Genomic DNA, 14835 nt, shown 5'->3' with positions numbered 1-14835 from the left:
CCTGGATAGAAAGAAGTATACTCTAGCGATGATCTTTTGGATGTGCTGACTAAAATATAAAGACCTCTTCTGTACTTGTCAAGAGAGGTTTGATCTTGTTTAAACAATCTTAAAAGGCATTCCAAAGGAAGAAAAAGATCAGAATACAGCCCGAAGCATTTCCTGTACGTCTATGAACTTGGAGCATTCCATAAATTAGAATGAATACAGTCGCTTCTTGAAGGAGTAACAAGGAGTCACGGCCGATCATCCTGTGGACGAGCAAGCAGATCAAGGTGCAAACAAAGGCTCCAAGATTCCACATCCCCTTTTCTTTCTGAGGATAGCGGAGGTTGATCTTTTGGGCAATTAAGACATAATGAAAGCCTTCCCAGAATCCCCATATAAGAGAAATGAAGAGATAACCTAAGAAATTGATGGGGAAGGGACTAGCTAAGACTTCTTTAGTTAGGAGGATGGATTGAAAAGGAAGATAGGAGTGTACCTGGCCTGAAGCCATGAGAAAAATAAGAAGAGGTAAGGCAAACAGGGCTGTTTGAAGGAGTGTTGGGAAGATTTCTTTTCCGACTAATCCATATTTCTGTATACCTTCCTGGCGATAGATCAGGATGACGCTAGCTCCCAAGCCCGCTATAGAAAATTGACAAAGTAAGAGAACGAATAAGCGCATCCAGAGAGAATGGTCTGGGTTTCGACTGAAGCTGATGATCGGCTCCTGGAAAGCTAGAAAGCCTATTAGAGGAAGAAAGGTGAGAAGTGCTAGGATATTTAAATCTTGATCGGCTTCTCTTTGTTGAGTGGATAATCCTTGTTTCATCTTGTTCTCCTTTTTTATCCTATTATAGGGTCTCTGAGCTGGACTGTCAATTAGAGGGGAAAAGCTTGGGTTTTTCTACCTCTTTTACAGCTTTTGTGATATAATTATCATGTATAAAAAATAGAAGGAGTCATATCCAATGGCAAAATTGACTGTTAAAGACGTTGACTTGAAAGGGAAAAAAGTTCTCGTTCGTGTTGACTTCAACGTACCTGTAAAAGATGGCGTGATTACTAACGACAACCGTATCACTGCAGCTCTTCCAACTATCAAGTACATCCTTGAACAAGGTGGACGTGCAATTCTTTTCTCTCACCTTGGACGTGTGAAAGAAGAAGCAGATAAAGAAGGTAAATCACTTGCTCCTGTAGCTGCTGACTTGGCTGCTAAATTGGGTCAAGACGTTACTTTCCTTCCAGGTGTTACTCGTGGTGCTGAATTAGAAGCAGCGATTAACGCTCTTGAAGATGGACAAGTTCTCTTGGTTGAAAACACTCGTTTCGAAGATGTTGACGGCAAGAAAGAATCTAAAAATGATCCTGAACTTGGTAAATACTGGGCATCACTTGGAGATGGTATCTTCGTAAACGATGCATTCGGTACAGCTCACCGTGCACACGCATCTAATGTTGGTATCTCAGCAAACGTTGAAAAAGCAGTTGCTGGATTCCTTCTTGAAAACGAAATTGCTTACATCCAAGAAGCAGTTGAAGCTCCAGAACGTCCATTCGTGGCTATCCTTGGTGGTTCAAAAGTTTCAGACAAGATCGGTGTGATTGAAAACTTGCTTGAAAAAGCTGATAAAGTTCTTATCGGTGGTGGGATGACTTACACATTCTACAAAGCACAAGGGATCGAAATCGGTAACTCACTTGTAGAAGAAGACAAATTGGATGTGGCTAAAGCTCTTCTTGAAAAAGCAAACGGCAAATTGATCTTGCCAGTTGACTCAAAAGAAGCGAACGCATTTGCTGACTACACTGAAGTGAAAGACACTGAAGGTGAAGCAGTAGACCCAGGATTCCTTGGTTTGGATATCGGTCCTAAATCTATCGCTAAATTTGACGAAGCTTTGACTGGTGCTAAAACAGTTGTATGGAATGGACCAATGGGTGTATTTGAAAACCCTGACTTCCAAGCTGGTACAATCGGTGTGATGGACGCTATCGTGAAACAACCAGGTGTTAAATCAATCATCGGTGGTGGTGACTCAGCTGCCGCAGCGATCAACCTTGGACGTGCAGACAAGTTCTCATGGATTAGTACGGGCGGAGGCGCTTCAATGGAACTCCTTGAAGGTAAAGTATTGCCAGGTTTGGCTGCACTTACAGAAAAATAATTTCAGCCCGTTAGTCTCTACAAAATCCTGATTTTGTAGAAAAAGGAACAAAACTGAAACGTTAACAAAAAGGTGGCTCTGTCACCTTTTTGTGTTAGTGTAGGTATTTGTGACGCGGTGGTGGAGCTTCAATGGAACTTCTTGAAGGTAAAGTTCTTCCAGGACTTGCAGCCTTGACTGAAAAATAAGACGGTTCCTCATGAACCATAGAAGAAGCACCGAAAGGTGCTTTTTTTAGAATGTATACAAACTAATTTTTATATAAGATAAGTGATTCTGTATCGAAATAAAATGTGATCTCATTTTTGAAATTAATCAAGAAAATCCAGAAACTTTCCGCCGTGAGAAAAGTGCTTGAAACATTTGTTTCAAGGACTCGGGAGTTTTGAAACTTTAGGTTCAAAACTAAGTCATGGAACTTCTTCGAAGTTCGCTGACGTCCGTACTCACCTAAGGAAAGTTTTTAAGATGACTTTGTAGAGTAGAAGGAAGCTAGTCGATCTTCATTTCCCTGCTTGAACCTTTCTGGAAATATGTTAGAATAAAAGAGATAGAAAGATAGGGGACAATGGATTACTTTAAACGACATAAATTTGACCGTTCCAAATTTCGATTGGGAATGCGAACCTTCAAAACAGGGATAGCCGTTTTTCTGGTTCTATTGATTTTTGGGATCTTTGGCTGGCGGGGCTTGCAGATTGGGGCACTGACAGCTGTCTTTAGTTTGAGAGAAGATTTTGATAAGAGTGTTCACTTCGGAGCTTCGCGTGTCATGGGCAACAGCATCGGTGGTTTTTATGCTCTGCTGTTCTTTATGATTAAGATCCTCTTCCACAATGCTTTTTGGGTAACCCTGATTTTTGTGCCCATTGCGACCATGTTAACCATTATGACCAATGTCGCTATGAACAACAAAGCTGGAATCATCGGTGGTGTTTCAGCCATGTTGATTATTACTCTCTCGATTCCGACAGGAGAAACTTTCCTATATGTTTTTGCCCGCATCTTTGAAACCTTTATCGGAGTCTTCGTTGCGATTTTGGTTAATTCAGATGTGGATCGCATTCGTGACCTTCTTAAGAAGTACAAAAAACCTATGTGAGATTATGTAACATTTAATCTTGACATAGATTTTTTTTTCGATATAATAGAATAGAAAGAGGAATGGTATGAAGGAAAAGGAATTACGACGCTCGCTGGCAGTCTTTCCGATTGGAAGTGTTATGAAGCTGACCGACTTGACAGCTCGCCAGATTCGTTATTATGAAGATCAAGGGTTAATTTCTCCTGATCGAACGGAAGGCAATCGTCGCATGTATTCATTGGACAATATGGATCGCCTGTTGGAGATTAAAGATTATATCTCAGATGGCTTAAATATTGCGGATATCAAGAAGAGATATGCGGAAAAAGAGCAAGAGCAAAACAAGGTGGTTAGCCAAGAAGAGATTCGTAAGGCTCTTCATCGTGATATTGTTCAACAGAGTCGCTTCACATCTTCCCCATCGCCATATGGTCAATTTCGTTGATCATTTCATAAGCTTGTAATCTATTTTAAGGAGACAAAAATGTCAATTACTGCTGCAGATATTCGCCGTGAAGTGAAAGAAAAAAATGTTACTTTTATTCGCTTGATGTTTTCAGATATTTTGGGAACGATGAAGAACGTCGAAATTCCAGCTACCGATGAGCAACTGGATAAGGTTCTGTCAAACAAGGCTATGTTTGATGGTTCCTCTATCGAAGGATTTGTCCGCATCAACGAGTCAGACATGTATCTGTACCCAGATTTGGATACATGGACAGTCTTCCCTTGGGGAGATGAAAATGGTAGCGTAGCTGGCTTGATCTGTGATGTCTATACGACAGAAGGGGAGCCATTTGCAGGAGACCCACGTGGTAATTTGAAACGGGCCCTTCGTCATATGGAAGAGCTTGGATTCAAGTCCTTTAACCTTGGTCCAGAACCTGAATTCTTCCTCTTCAAGTTGGACGAAAATGGAGATCCAACTCTTGAAGTAAACGACAAAGGTGGCTATTTTGACTTGGCTCCAACAGATCTTGCAGATAACACTCGTCGTGAAATCGTGAATGTCTTGACCAAGATGGGCTTTGAAGTAGAAGCCAGTCACCACGAAGTGGCCGTTGGTCAGCATGAAATTGACTTCAAATATGATGAAGTGTTGCGTGCTTGTGATAAGATCCAAATCTTTAAACTTGTTGTAAAAACCATTGCTCGTAAACATGGTTTGTACGCAACCTTTATGGCTAAACCTAAATTTGGAATTGCTGGATCAGGTATGCACTGTAATATGTCTCTCTTTGACCAAGATGGCAAGAATGCTTTCTTTGATCCAGAAGATCCACGTGGGATGCAATTGTCAGAAACAGCCTACCACTTCTTGGGTGGCTTGATCAAACATGCCTACAACTTTACGGCTGTGACCAACCCAACTGTCAACTCATACAAACGTTTAGTTCCAGGATATGAAGCACCCGTTTACATCGCTTGGGCAGGACGCAACCGTTCCCCATTGGTTCGTGTACCAGCTTCACGTGGGATGGGAACTCGTTTGGAATTGCGTTCCGTAGACCCAATGGCTAATCCATACATTGCCTTGGCAGTCTTGCTTGAAGTTGGACTACATGGTATTGAAAACAAAATCGAAGCACCTGCTCCGATCGAAGAAAATATCTATGTAATGACACCGGAAGAACGCAGAGCAGCTGGAATTACAGATCTACCTTCTACCCTTCACAATGCCTTGAAAGCCTTGACTGAAGATGATGTGGTAAAAGCCGCCTTGGGTGAGCACATCTACACCAGCTTCCTTGAAGCCAAACGAATTGAATGGGCAAGCTACGCTACCTTCGTATCACAATGGGAAGTAGACAACTATCTAGATCTTTATTAAGAAACAAGAGCAAAGAGAGTGGGACAGAAATCAGTAATTCGTTAGAATTCGATTTCGTCGTCCCACCTCCGCACGGTTGAGTAGGGCTGTAAAAGCTGATGAAATCAGCGTAGTAAAGCCCACTCAACCACTGCGTCTTGCTCGACAATCCAAAAACAATTAAGAGGCTAGGACTTTTGTCCCAGCCTCTTCTTTGCTTTTCAAAATGCAAGAATAAAACCAGTTGGGACAGGTGCCTCAACTGGTTATTTTTTAATTTTCGTCATCTGGTGTGAGAATCATTGGGATAATGATGGGTTCACGTTCCGTACTTTCGTATAGGAATGGGCGAAGGGCATTGACAATCGCACCATTAACAGTTTGGATATTGGCATCCTTGTTCTTCAGGGCGATACGAATGGCATTGAAGAGGATGCGTTGGCTTTCACGGATCAAATCCCCTGATTCACGCATGTAGATGAAGCCGCGGCTGAGAATATCTGGTCCAGCTAAAATCATTTTTGACTTGAAGTCAACAGTTGCAACAGCAAGCACGACACCGTCTTCGGATAAGTCTCTCCGGTCACGGAGAACGGCAGCTCCGATTTCACCGATGCGGTTTCCATCGACATAGATGTCTTGGGCATTAAAGCTTCCTGCGATACGAGCAGAGTTGGCTGTAAGGGCGAGGATATCACCATTACTCATGATGAAAATATTGTCTTTTTCTACTCCGCAATCACGCGCAAGTCCTGCGTGGATCTTCTGCATCCGGTATTCACCATGGACAGGCATGAAGTATTTTGGTTTGATCAAGCGGAGCATGAGTTTTTGTTCTTGTTGCCCCCCGTGTCCAGATGTATGAATGTTGTTGATCTTCCCGTGAATGACATCGACACCTGCTTCAGAAATCGTATTGATCAATTTGTTCACACTGGTTGTATTCCCAGGAATCGGGCTAGAAGAGAAGATAACGGTGTCTCCTGGTTGGAGTTGCACTTGGCGGTGGGTTCCGTTGGCGATCCGAGAGAGGGCTGCCATCGGCTCTCCTTGGCTTCCTGTACACATGATCAGGATTTCATTGGCCGCATAGTCTTTGATCTCATTTGGCTCGATAATGGTTCCAGCAGGGACCTTGATGTAGCCAAGCTCGATTCCGTTGACAATGGCTTTTTCCATGGAGCGTCCAAAGACCACGATCTTACGACCTGTCTTGACAGCAGCCTCAGCTGCCTGTTGGAGACGGAAGATATTCGAAGCAAAGGAAGCAAAGATGATGCGTCCATGGATGCCTTCGATGATCTTCAGGATGGATTGGCCAACCACTTTTTCAGAGTTGGTAAAGGTTGGGATTTCCGCGTTGGTAGAGTCTGAAAGTAGACAGAGAACGCCTTCTTCTCCAAGGGCCGCCATCCGATGGAGGTCGGCTGGTTCACCAACAGGTGTAAAGTCAAATTTAAAATCTCCGGTACAGACAATCTTTCCTTGTGGGGTGTGAATCACAATTCCCAAAGGTTCTGGAATCGAGTGGGTCGTACGGAAGAAGGTTGCTTTAAGATTTTTAAATTGAAGCTCAGTGTTTTGGTTGATTTCGTAGAGTTTGGCATCGCGAAGAAGGCCATGCTCTTCTAATTTTCCACGGATCAAGGCAAGCGCTAAAGGTCCAGCATAGATAGGGACATTGGCTTGTTTCAACAGGAAAGGAATCCCACCGATGTGGTCTTCGTGTCCGTGGGTAATGAGGACCGCTTTGACACGATCGATATTATCAACGATATAAGAGTAATCAGGGATCACATAGTCGATCCCAAGGAGGTCATCTTCTGGAAATTTGATCCCAGCATCGACAATGATAATTTCATCTTGGTATTCGATCCCGTAGGTATTTTTCCCGATTTCTCCAAGTCCACCAATGGCAAATACACCAACTTCTTCAGGTTTTAAGGTATAAGCCATGGATTAGTACTCCGTTAGTTCAAAGGCACCTGACTCTTTCTCGTAAGCAAGGTGTTGCTCAGAAAGTGGTGTGATAAATTCAATGTTGAAGTCGGTGTTTTGTTCAACCAATTGACGTGCTTGGATGCGTCCTTCGCGTTCGTTTGGTGCATCAATATCAAGATAAAGTGCATGTGTCGTTTCGCGACGAGGGTTTCGTTCTTTTGTTTTCTGATAAAAAACTTTGTAAATCATGAAGTAATTTTCCTTTCGTTATTTCGGTCCATTTTATTGGTTGCGAAGGAGTGCAATCACTAGAGTTTCCGACTCGCAACTAGCAGACCTGATTCGATACAATTAATTATCATTATATCATAAATTCGCCTGTAAGTAAAAGGTAGACTGGAAAAGACAGAGAGACAAAGTCCTATAATAGGCAAGCTTTTGAGGGGTCTGGTGTATGAAAATCCTGCGCTTTAAGGGAGAGTTTCGCTGGGATTTGAAGGGAATTTGTAGTATAATATAATCCAGTTCAAGAGGAGTAGGAAATGAAATTATTAGCATTTGATACCTCGAGTAAGGCTCTTTCTGTAGCGATTTTAGAAGATGAGACTCTACTTGCAGAAACAACATTAACCATTAAAAAGAATCATAGTATCACCTTGATGCCGGTCATCGATTTTTTGATGCAACAAATCGACTTGACACCCAAGGACTTGGACCGCATCGTGGTGACAGAAGGCCCTGGGAGCTATACTGGACTGCGCATTGCAGTCGCAACCGCAAAGACCTTGGCTCATACCTTAGGGATTGAATTGGTTGGGGTTTCGAGCCTCTTAGCCCTAGTGCCAGATGGTCTAGAAGGTTTAGTAGTGCCTGTGATGGATGCCCGTCGGAACAATGTCTATGCGGGTTTTTACCAAGGAGATCAGCTGGTCGCACCAGAAGGGCATTTTCCATTTGAGGAAGTCCTAGAGCGTGCAGCAACGAGTAAGCAGGTCACCTTTGTCGGAGAGGTCACGGCTTTTGAGGGACAGATCCAAGCTCATCTGCCAAAGGCTACTTGCTCTGAAACCCTGCCGGATGCAGTGAAAATCGGACGTCTCGGCCTCAAACAAGCGTCTGCTAGCCTCCATGATTTTGTTCCCAATTATCTGAAACGGGTCGAAGCAGAGGAAAATTGGCTCAAAGACCACACGGAAGCAACGACCTCCTACATCAAGCGTCTATGATGAAAGGAACAATCAAGAAAGGGAGCGTCCAGGATGCAGCCGCCATTCTTGCTGTGATGGAAGATGTCTATGGCCACAGCCCCTGGAAGTTGGAGCAGATCCAAGCCGATTTAGAGCAGGCATCAAGTACTTATTTCATAGCTCTGGATGAGGAGCGGCAAGTCCTTGGGTTTGTCGCCATTCAAGAGACTCTCTATGAAGCAGAGGTTTTGCAGATTGCGGTCAAGCCTGCCTTTCAGGGTCAAGGCCTAGCCCAGCAGTTACTCGCGCAGTTGCCGGACCAAAAAGAGATTTTCTTAGAAGTGCGCCTGTCCAATCAACCGGCCCAAGGCCTATACAAAAAAATGCATTTTGAAGAAATTGCACGGAGGAAAAACTACTATCACGATCCCATAGAGGATGCCGTGATCATGAAGAGGAACCCGAATGAAAGATAGATATATTTTGGCTTTTGAGACATCGTGTGATGAGACCAGCGTGGCTGTCTTGAAAAATGACGACCAACTCTTATCCAATGTCATTGCCAGTCAAATCGAAAGTCACAAGCGTTTTGGTGGGGTAGTGCCTGAGGTAGCCTCTCGTCACCATGTGGAAGTCATCACCGCTTGTATTAAAGAAGCTCTGGAAGAAGCCGGCATAACAGAAGCTGATGTCTCAGCTGTGGCTGTCACCTACGGTCCAGGACTGGTTGGGGCTCTGTTAGTCGGCCTAGCAGCGGCTAAGGCCTTTGCCTGGGCGCACGGCCTCCCTTTGATTCCTGTCAATCATATGGCAGGACACTTGATGGCCGCTCAAAGCGTGGAGCCCTTAGAATTTCCGCTCTTAGCCTTGCTGGTGAGTGGAGGACATACAGAGCTGGTCTACGTCAGTGAGGCAGGTGATTATAAGATTGTTGGGGAAACGCGTGATGATGCGGTTGGTGAGGCTTATGACAAGGTCGGGCGCGTGATGGGCTTGACCTATCCAGCAGGACGTGAGATTGATCAGCTGGCCCACCAAGGGGCTGATATCTATGATTTCCCACGGGCTATGATCAAGGAAGACAATCTGGAATTCTCTTTTTCAGGGCTCAAATCAGCTTTTATCAATCTGCACCATAATGCCCAGCAAAAAGGAGAAAGTCTCTCTAATGCGGACCTATCAGCGAGTTTTCAAGCAGCCGTCTTAGACATTCTCATGGCCAAGACCAAGAAGGCTTTGGAGAAATATCCAGTCAAGACTTTAGTCGTTGCGGGTGGGGTCGCAGCCAACCAAGGCCTTCGTGAACGCCTGGCTTCTGACATCACGGATGTTAAGGTCATCATCCCACCTCTGCGTCTCTGCGGGGACAATGCAGGGATGATTGCCTATGCCAGTGTTAGTGAATGGAACAAAGAAAACTTCGCAGGCTTGGATCTTAATGCCAAACCAAGCCTAGCCTTTGAGGGAATTGAATAAGATAAAGGAGCCGATTGGATGTGTAAGGTCCAATGGCTTTTTTGCTGGAATCTCACCAACTAGTAGCGGATTTGCGAGTCGAAAGAAAATTCGGTATGATAGAGGGAATAAAACTGAGGTGGAAGAGAGAATAGAGATGAAAAAAGAAAAGAGATCTAAATATAGAATTGGCACGATGCTTGTCTTTGCGGTCTGTTTGCTACTGGTTGCAGGATGCGAATCACAAAAGAAAATTGAAAAAAGTGATAAGAGTAAAGAGTCCTACGAATTTTCGGTCTATAATGCGAAATCCGACATTAAAGACTTTCAATTTATCCATGCTAAAAATGGGCTTGTGGTCGAATGGAAGTTTGATGAAAAAGAACGGAAGAAATCTTTGAAGTCTCCCGATTCATCAGATTGGGTTGAGGTGAACTCTAATTATTTGGTTAGACAAAGAAACAGAGTAAGAGGTATTATTCCATCGAAAAAAATGAAGTCGGATGAATATGCCCATTTAGAGATTTATGATTTGACAGGGAGTAAGGCGAAACGAAAGGAAGTCGATCTTTGGAAGATGATGGTGGAGTATGTAAAAAATGATGATTTCGAACTCTATGGATCTTTTCCAACTCTTCGAAAAATGAATGGGAATGATTACGCTATCATTAAAATTATGAAGCAAACTCAGCCACGTTATTTCTTACTTAATCTTAAAACCCTTAAAATTGATAAAGAAATAACGGAAGAAGACGTGAATGAGAAAAATAGAGTGTATCTCTCAATATCTACCCGTAAAGGCTACACTGCTGGAGTTCATCCCTTTTATAATGGTTTTTGGAAGGATGAATCTTACAAAGGTAATATCAATTTAAAAGCATCCTATCCGACTGCATTTAACCTCTTTTCAAAACCAGAAGGTTTTGCTTATAAAGTGATCAATTCTGAGAATGGTGTGATTACGAATGGGAAAGAACTGATAGATCTAGAAACAGAATTTCTTACATTAGGTTCCTCTGTGTACGATTATGCCTATCTGCCTAAAGAACTGAGTGTAGAAAATAAAGATACGAAAATCTCTCAGTTCGACGAGATTCAACAGTATTATAACGGTAAATCTTTTTCATATTGATACTGATAGAGTTTTTAGAAAATATACAAGGAGAATGAAAAAGAGATTATTATGGCAACAATGATTAATTTAGGAATATGGGAAAACAAGAATTACCATTTTGATTGGGAGAAAAAAGTCCTACTAGAAGAGACATCTTCTCCTAACTACTGGTCTTATCTACTGCTCCCTATTACATTATTTATTATCCATAAAATTTCGGATGGATTAGCGGTGGTTGGAATATTTGACAATCAGTTGGTCCGAGTTGGAACGATTCCGATTTTAGGTGTTATCTCCTACTTCTTAGCTGCGTGGATCATTCGATATTACCATGCAAGCCTGAAATTACAGACCTCCAAGTTGGATGAGGATCAGTGCAAGAAGTTAATCAAGGCATTAAAGAGACGGAAGGTGTACTTTACATTTCTGGTCAATCTTTTTAGGTTCCTAACTGTGCCCGCTATTCTTTTGTTTGTCATCGGAAATGCAACCATTGCAGTCGTCTTTTTGCTCATTAGTTTTTTAGTGATATTTATGTTTAAATTTGATTACCAATTATCCAAATGGCCTGATATGATAGAGATCATATCTCAAGAAGTGAGAAATAGTGAGTAAGAAAGATTTGACAGCTATTAAAATTCTTTAAAATAGGAGGTAGAAAAATGCCAGTATATATTATACTTCTTTTTGTAATAGGGGGCGGGTCGATCTTTTTCCTAACTGTTTTTTTCATCTATTCCTACATTTCTAAGCGTTTTGCAAGAAGGAAAAACCTATCAACAGAGCGGGTTGAAGGTATTGTTGTTGGCTATGCATACGCAAAACAAGTGATTCCACCCATTGTAGAATATATTGTTGATGGAATAACATATAAGAGACAATTAGAATATCGTTGGACTGTAGTGAAATCTGCCCCTTGGATGAGTCGAAAGGCGGTAGCTGATACACCGGATCTTTTAAGTGAAAATTTAGTGATTTCTAGAAACTCAATGGTATCCTATACAAACGTTTTAGAAGAAGCCTTTCCTAAAGGATCTACCATGACTGTCTGGTATAATCCTCAAAATCCAGAAGAGTCTTATGTTGAATGTTTTTGTAATAAAGATAAACTGTATAAAAAGTTAGCTCTTCTTTATCTCGTTCTCTACATCATTTTTATGATCGTTTTTGTAACACTTACTATTTTATCTATCATATACAATTGGAAAGCAAATTAAGGGTTAGGAATTAAGTGTAGTTGGATTTCTCATCGGTCCTTTTTCAAGCTTTTTTCTTGTGTTATAATAGAGGTCAATGATTCAGCAAGGAGTGAGAGTATGGAAAAAGATTTTTGGCAGGGGGTGAGGGATGCGCTGCCGACAGCTCTAGGCTATATCAGTATTGGCCTGGCTTGCGGTGTGGTGGCGTCTCCCTATCTTTCTCCTTTGGAGATGGCCTTGATGAGTATTCTAGTCTATGCTGGGGCGGCCCAGTTTGCGATGATCTCTCTGATTGCGGCCCACTCTTCGATCTTGAATATAGCCTTGACCGTGTGTTTGATCAATCTCCGGAATATGTTGATGAGTCTGCATACCTCCCCTGATTTTAAGGAGGCTAGCCTGGTTCATAATATTGGAATTGGTAGTTTGTTGACAGATGAGAGTTACGGGGTCTACTTGAGTGAGAAGTTAAAGACGGATACCATTACAGTTCCTTGGATGCATGGGAACAATCTAGTAGGCTATGGGGCTTGGATCAGTGCGACGGTTATCGGAACAGCTCTAGGATCTCTCCTACCTGATCCAAAGGCTTTTGGGCTTGATTTTGCTTTAGTGGCTATGTTTATTGGGATTTTTGCAGCCCAGTTTCAAGGAATGCAACTGACAGAAAAGACCAAGACCATGCTAATGGTGCTCTTAGCAGTAGCAGTGAGTTTCTTGTTCTTCCTCTTTTTTGTTTCGCAATCGCTTGCTGTGCTAGCTGCGACCTTGATCGGCTGTTTTGTGGGGGTGGTTTGTGATGCGCGTGAATAGTTCTATCTTCATGGCCATTCTGGCCTCAGCCCTCGTTACCTGGATTCCTCGGATCTTACCCTTCCTCTTAGTCAAATACAAGGGACTGCCGGCTCCTGTGACCCGCTTTCTCAAATACCTGCCCATTTCCATTATCTTTGCCTTGGTTTTATCAAGCTTAGTAGAGGGGAAAATTGGAAACCTCCCGCAGTTCCACTGGTTGGATCTCATGGTGACCATTCCCAGTCTCTTTGTAGCCTTTCGTTACAAAAACCTTATGGGAACCGTTTTGTTTGGAATTGTCTTGATCGCTCTATTACGATTGGCATTTTAAATGGGAAAATGTTACAAAAAAATTACAATTGTTACAAAAAAACTTGATTTTTGTAACAATTGGAGTATAATGGGAGTCAGAAAGATAAAGAGGTGATCGTATGAAAAAATCAATCTTCCGTTGGAGTACCGCTGCTCTAGTGGCTGCTTCACTTGGTCTAGCTCTCGGTGGTTGTGGTGCTAAGGATAAAAAGACAGCTTCCTCATCCGCAAAAGCATCTACCAGTAAGGTAGAGAAAAAAGCCAAAAGTAATAGCAAAAAGAGTGCAGCATCTTCTGCTCAGGAAAAAGATACAGCTAGCTCTTCAACTCAAGCCAGTAGCCAGACAGCTACAAAAGACTCTAGTAAGACCGAGAATGCTTCTGCTACGGTCCCTGCAGAACTGGTAGGAACTTGGGTAGGATCTAGTCCACAAGCGGATGCGATTAAAATGACAGTGGATGCCAATGGGGATGTAACAACAGTGGTAAGCTTCAAAAATGATAGCGAACCGACTCGGACAGCGACCTATACGGCAAGAGCCGTCCAAGCAACTGGAAATATCTACTATTGGAATGTTGAAGGCTTTGATGGGGCTGATGCCTTACTCCCTGGGATCACAGGTTTAGGTGGAGCAAACTTCCGATTTGAGCCTGGTTTTGTCTTAGAAGACGGACACTATACACCGATTGTTTTCACAACGGATCTCAATACAGAATTTGACTATACTAAATACAATGATTTCCGCTTTTCATTAACCAAAGAACAATAAAAAGACGAACTCGATGGAAAATCGAGTTCGTTTTTTACTAGTTAGATTAAGCAAGGTAGATAACTTTGAACAATAGTACAGCTAAGATAGCAGCAAGAATAGGAGCTACAACGGGTACCCAAGCATACCACCATTTAGAATCACCCTTGTGCTCTCCTAAGACAGACTTTGGAAGGAAGGCGTGGACCAAACGAGGACCAAAGTCACGTGCAGGGTTCAAACCAGGTCCAGTAGGACCACCGAGTGACGTAACAAGAGCCATAACAAGGAAGCCAAGAGCCAAGTGGGCAATTCCTAGTCCTGAAGCATGTGCTTGTGACAAAGCCAATTTGGCTGCTGTTGAAGTAGCATTAAAGACTCCTCCTTGTTCAGCCGCAGCTTTTTGAGCTAGACCAGCAACCTCTGCTCCGAAGAAATTCTTGGTTAATCCAAGTGCACAAAAGAAAAGTACGAAAGATCCTGCAAATTCGTTGATAAAACCATTGATGGTAGCAGCTTTACGTGATTCAGGAGTTCCTTTATCCAAACTAGAAATCGTTGAGAATGTTCCCAAGATGTTGTTAGGATTTTCAGTCTGGAGATAATATGGACGGTGACTTACAACGACAACCAATTGTCCAAACATAGCTCCAAGAAGTTGAGCGGCGATGTATGGTAAAACATTTGCCCATGGGAAGAGCCCGCTAACCGCAAGTCCAAGAGTAAAGGCAGGGTTAATGTGGTTTCCTGAAACATTACCAAACATCAAGGCTGGCATCATAACACCCATCCCATATCCAATCGCAATGACAAGCCATCCGCTTTGATGACCTTTAGTTCCTTTTAATTCAACGTTTGCAACAGCACCGTTTCCGAGGATCAGTAGCAATGCCGTACCGAAAAACTCAGTCATGAGTTTAACACTAAAATCAAAATCCATGATTCTAATAATCTCCTTTATAAATTTTATACCAATCCATTCTATCAAGTAAATACTAACTTGTAAAGATTTTTTCAAAATTTTGTTTCAATA

17 protein-coding genes are annotated in these 14835 nt (G+C 42.5%); 13 read left to right on the top strand and 4 right to left on the bottom strand.

Annotated features, from left to right (window positions below):
- Positions 1 to 109 precede the first annotated feature (109 nt).
- Entirely contained in the window at positions 110 to 817 is a 708-nt protein-coding gene (locus tag QM968_RS05680) for a hypothetical protein (RefSeq protein WP_414382896.1), read from the bottom strand.
- A gap of 139 nt (positions 818 to 956) precedes the next feature.
- On the opposite strand from QM968_RS05680, the gene QM968_RS05675 reads away from it, so the two are divergent.
- From QM968_RS05675 to glnA, 4 genes are all read left to right on the top strand, one after another.
- Positions 957 to 2156: a phosphoglycerate kinase gene (locus QM968_RS05675; protein WP_009731744.1), complete on the top strand. Its 1200-nt coding sequence runs from the start codon at positions 957 to 959 to the stop codon at positions 2154 to 2156.
- A 568-nt stretch (positions 2157 to 2724) separates the two neighbouring features.
- Positions 2725 to 3258 (top strand): FUSC family protein, encoded by a 534-nt coding sequence (locus QM968_RS05670; protein WP_009731743.1) that lies wholly within the window; start codon positions 2725 to 2727, stop codon positions 3256 to 3258.
- Positions 3259 to 3325: 67 nt separating this feature from the next.
- A complete protein-coding gene (locus tag QM968_RS05665; RefSeq protein WP_009731742.1) occupies positions 3326 to 3685 on the top strand; it encodes a MerR family transcriptional regulator in 360 nt (119 codons plus the stop codon).
- A 39-nt stretch (positions 3686 to 3724) separates the two neighbouring features.
- Positions 3725 to 5071, top strand: a complete 1347-nt coding sequence (glnA, locus tag QM968_RS05660) for a type I glutamate--ammonia ligase (protein WP_009731741.1) — start codon at positions 3725 to 3727, stop codon at positions 5069 to 5071.
- Between the two features lie 252 nt (positions 5072 to 5323).
- Here glnA and rnjA read toward each other — a convergent pair whose 3' ends face one another.
- Together rnjA and QM968_RS05650 are read right to left on the bottom strand one after the other, a co-directional pair.
- A complete protein-coding gene (gene rnjA, locus QM968_RS05655) occupies positions 5324 to 7006 on the bottom strand; it encodes a ribonuclease J1 (protein WP_414382893.1) in 1683 nt (560 codons plus the stop codon).
- Positions 7007 to 7009: 3 nt separating this feature from the next.
- Entirely contained in the window at positions 7010 to 7240 is a 231-nt protein-coding gene (locus QM968_RS05650) for a DNA-directed RNA polymerase subunit epsilon (RefSeq protein ID WP_414326437.1), read from the bottom strand.
- A 293-nt stretch (positions 7241 to 7533) separates the two neighbouring features.
- Here QM968_RS05650 and tsaB point away from each other — a divergent pair, with 293 nt between their 5' ends.
- From tsaB to QM968_RS05605, 9 genes are all read left to right on the top strand, one after another.
- A complete protein-coding gene (tsaB, locus tag QM968_RS05645) occupies positions 7534 to 8217 on the top strand; it encodes a tRNA (adenosine(37)-N6)-threonylcarbamoyltransferase complex dimerization subunit type 1 TsaB (RefSeq protein ID WP_414382891.1) in 684 nt (227 codons plus the stop codon).
- Positions 8214 to 8654 carry a ribosomal protein S18-alanine N-acetyltransferase gene (gene rimI / locus QM968_RS05640; RefSeq protein ID WP_414382974.1) on the top strand — a complete coding sequence of 147 codons (441 nt, stop codon included), beginning with the start codon at positions 8214 to 8216 and terminating at the stop codon, positions 8652 to 8654. Before tsaB ends, rimI begins: the two co-directional genes overlap by 4 nt.
- Positions 8644 to 9654, top strand: a complete 1011-nt coding sequence (tsaD, locus tag QM968_RS05635) for a tRNA (adenosine(37)-N6)-threonylcarbamoyltransferase complex transferase subunit TsaD (RefSeq protein ID WP_009731736.1) — start codon at positions 8644 to 8646, stop codon at positions 9652 to 9654. The genes rimI and tsaD overlap by 11 nt, the downstream gene beginning before the upstream one ends.
- Before the next feature lie 136 nt (positions 9655 to 9790).
- Entirely contained in the window at positions 9791 to 10765 is a 975-nt protein-coding gene (locus tag QM968_RS05630; RefSeq protein ID WP_414382889.1) for a hypothetical protein, read from the top strand.
- 51 nt (positions 10766 to 10816) lie between these two features.
- A complete protein-coding gene (locus QM968_RS05625) occupies positions 10817 to 11362 on the top strand; it encodes a hypothetical protein (RefSeq protein WP_414382887.1) in 546 nt (181 codons plus the stop codon).
- Positions 11363 to 11409: 47 nt separating this feature from the next.
- Entirely contained in the window at positions 11410 to 11964 is a 555-nt protein-coding gene (locus QM968_RS05620; RefSeq protein WP_414382885.1) for a DUF3592 domain-containing protein, read from the top strand.
- A 99-nt stretch (positions 11965 to 12063) separates the two neighbouring features.
- Positions 12064 to 12759 (top strand): AzlC family ABC transporter permease, encoded by a 696-nt coding sequence (locus tag QM968_RS05615; RefSeq protein ID WP_414382883.1) that lies wholly within the window; start codon positions 12064 to 12066, stop codon positions 12757 to 12759.
- Positions 12746 to 13072 (top strand): AzlD domain-containing protein, encoded by a 327-nt coding sequence (locus QM968_RS05610; protein ID WP_009731731.1) that lies wholly within the window; start codon positions 12746 to 12748, stop codon positions 13070 to 13072. The genes QM968_RS05615 and QM968_RS05610 overlap by 14 nt, the downstream gene beginning before the upstream one ends.
- A gap of 100 nt (positions 13073 to 13172) precedes the next feature.
- Positions 13173 to 13823 carry a hypothetical protein gene (locus QM968_RS05605; RefSeq protein ID WP_414382881.1) on the top strand — a complete coding sequence of 217 codons (651 nt, stop codon included), beginning with the start codon at positions 13173 to 13175 and terminating at the stop codon, positions 13821 to 13823.
- Positions 13824 to 13869: 46 nt separating this feature from the next.
- On the opposite strand, the gene gla is transcribed toward QM968_RS05605, so the two are convergent.
- Positions 13870 to 14742 (bottom strand): aquaglyceroporin Gla, encoded by an 873-nt coding sequence (gla, locus tag QM968_RS05600; RefSeq protein WP_414382879.1) that lies wholly within the window; start codon positions 14740 to 14742, stop codon positions 13870 to 13872.
- Positions 14743 to 14835: the final 93 nt, after the last annotated feature.

It is taken from the genome of Streptococcus sp. OMI870, from assembly GCF_047460295.1.
In the GTDB taxonomy this organism is placed as follows: Bacteria; Bacillota; Bacilli; order Lactobacillales; family Streptococcaceae; genus Streptococcus.
Note: the sequence above shows the minus strand (reverse complement) of the source record. Positions and strands in the feature narration are given on the sequence as shown.

What these genes read in the sequence shown, in the direction of transcription:
- glnA (WP_009731741.1), top strand. Translation starts at nt 3,725, where the DNA reads ATGTCAATTACTGCTGCAGATATTCGCCGTGAAGTGAAAGAAAAAAAT.
- QM968_RS05650 (WP_414326437.1), bottom strand. Translation starts at nt 7,240, where the DNA reads ATGATTTACAAAGTTTTTTATCAGAAAACAAAAGAACGAAACCCTCGT.
- QM968_RS05665 (WP_009731742.1), top strand. Translation starts at nt 3,326, where the DNA reads ATGAAGGAAAAGGAATTACGACGCTCGCTGGCAGTCTTTCCGATTGGA.
- QM968_RS05610 (WP_009731731.1), top strand. Translation starts at nt 12,746, where the DNA reads ATGCGCGTGAATAGTTCTATCTTCATGGCCATTCTGGCCTCAGCCCTC.
- QM968_RS05615 (WP_414382883.1), top strand. Translation starts at nt 12,064, where the DNA reads ATGGAAAAAGATTTTTGGCAGGGGGTGAGGGATGCGCTGCCGACAGCT.
- tsaB (WP_414382891.1), top strand. Translation starts at nt 7,534, where the DNA reads ATGAAATTATTAGCATTTGATACCTCGAGTAAGGCTCTTTCTGTAGCG.
- QM968_RS05675 (WP_009731744.1), top strand. Translation starts at nt 957, where the DNA reads ATGGCAAAATTGACTGTTAAAGACGTTGACTTGAAAGGGAAAAAAGTT.
- QM968_RS05670 (WP_009731743.1), top strand. Translation starts at nt 2,725, where the DNA reads ATGGATTACTTTAAACGACATAAATTTGACCGTTCCAAATTTCGATTG.
- QM968_RS05620 (WP_414382885.1), top strand. Translation starts at nt 11,410, where the DNA reads ATGCCAGTATATATTATACTTCTTTTTGTAATAGGGGGCGGGTCGATC.
- gla (WP_414382879.1), bottom strand. Translation starts at nt 14,742, where the DNA reads ATGGATTTTGATTTTAGTGTTAAACTCATGACTGAGTTTTTCGGTACG.
- QM968_RS05605 (WP_414382881.1), top strand. Translation starts at nt 13,173, where the DNA reads ATGAAAAAATCAATCTTCCGTTGGAGTACCGCTGCTCTAGTGGCTGCT.
- QM968_RS05630 (WP_414382889.1), top strand. Translation starts at nt 9,791, where the DNA reads ATGAAAAAAGAAAAGAGATCTAAATATAGAATTGGCACGATGCTTGTC.
- QM968_RS05680 (WP_414382896.1), bottom strand. Translation starts at nt 817, where the DNA reads ATGAAACAAGGATTATCCACTCAACAAAGAGAAGCCGATCAAGATTTA.
- tsaD (WP_009731736.1), top strand. Translation starts at nt 8,644, where the DNA reads ATGAAAGATAGATATATTTTGGCTTTTGAGACATCGTGTGATGAGACC.
- rnjA (WP_414382893.1), bottom strand. Translation starts at nt 7,006, where the DNA reads ATGGCTTATACCTTAAAACCTGAAGAAGTTGGTGTATTTGCCATTGGT.
- rimI (WP_414382974.1), top strand. Translation starts at nt 8,214, where the DNA reads ATGATGAAAGGAACAATCAAGAAAGGGAGCGTCCAGGATGCAGCCGCC.
- QM968_RS05625 (WP_414382887.1), top strand. Translation starts at nt 10,817, where the DNA reads ATGGCAACAATGATTAATTTAGGAATATGGGAAAACAAGAATTACCAT.